The organism is Marinifilum sp. N1E240 (assembly GCF_009295825.1).
Lineage (GTDB): Bacteria > Bacteroidota > Bacteroidia > Bacteroidales > Marinifilaceae > Marinifilum_A > Marinifilum_A sediminis.
In genome coordinates, this window is sequence record NZ_WHKF01000032.1 from 1 (window position 1) to 1,271 (window position 1,271).

At 33.8% G+C, this 1,271-nt stretch carries 1 protein-coding gene; it reads right to left on the bottom strand.

Annotation, left to right across the window (positions count from 1 at the left end; translation table 11 throughout):
- Positions 1-30: 30 nt before the first annotated feature.
- Positions 31-1,041: an IS110 family transposase gene (locus GCQ56_RS20130; protein ID WP_152736336.1), complete on the bottom strand. Its 1,011-nt coding sequence runs from the start codon at positions 1,039-1,041 to the stop codon at positions 31-33.
- Positions 1,042-1,271 lie beyond the last annotated feature (230 nt).

Genomic DNA, 1,271 nt, shown 5'->3' on the forward strand with positions numbered 1-1,271 from the left:
CGGGTGATATACTCTAGTAAAATCAAAATTTTAAGCCACATTTTTTGAGGAGCTATTATTAATATTCTTTTCTCTAGGGTCAAGGCATATATAATCTCGGCTATATGGTACTTTACTTTTTACTACGCTATAAACTGTTCTAAGCATTTTGTTTGAGATATTATTCATAATTAAAAAATATGCTTTCCCTTCAAGTTTCTTCTTCTGGTAATACAATTTATACTCCTTACTTGATTTAAGTGCTGATTTGGCTCCCATATACAAGAGTGATTTCAATTTTCGATCTGCGAAAGGGCTCGTTTTACTTTTCCCTACCATTTTCCCAGATTTATTTGGAAAAGGGCAAACCCCTGCATAAGAAGATGCTTTTCTTGCAGTATCAATAGTTTTAAAGTTTCCTGTTTTTATAATTAAGTCAATTCCTATAACTGGACCAATACCAAGAACACTTGTGGCTAATACGAAATTATCATTTAGTTCTTCATGCGATCTGATAATTGTTTCCATCTCAAAATCCACCTCTTTAATTTGCTTATTGAGGCTTATCAAAGCCATATCCATGTGATGCTTCACTGCAATACTCTGCATGGGAGTCTTAGTCCGACTATGCCCTCCTGCGAGCAACAACTTCCGCGCTTTGATCAACTGAGAACGTAAAGCATGTAACGATTTTAATTCAAACATTTCTTCTGAATCGTATTCTTTAAAAACTAATTTATCATTGAACCGTTCTGCATATTCCCTAATTCGACTAGCATCAACCTTATCTGTTTTTCCTTTTACTAAACCCAAACTGTGTTTGATATTATAACCAGGAACTAAGGCTATTTTAAGGTTCTGTTGATTACACAGAAAAACTAACAAGTCGCCATAACTGCCTGTATTCTCGGCACACAATATAGCAGCATCAGGTACTTTACTTAAAAATTTCGAGATACTATTTAAACTGTTCTTCACTTGTTTGTGCATTTCTATTCCTTCGTTATTAATGTAACTTACATCAAACTTCTCCATTGATAAATCAATTCCGTACACTTGCATAAATCTTATTTTTATGCTCCGTTTTGAGTGGCTAAAATCGTAATAATGGGTTTTTCCCTAAATACTCTCTGGCTCTAACTCAATAATCTACTGTACCTAATATCACCCATAGGTTTCACCTATCTTCGAACCAAGGTTAACGTAGCAGATGGAGCTTTTATTCCAAGAGTAAATTACTAATTCTAGTTTATTATGCTCTTATTAATCTATAGTATACAAACTAACGATCT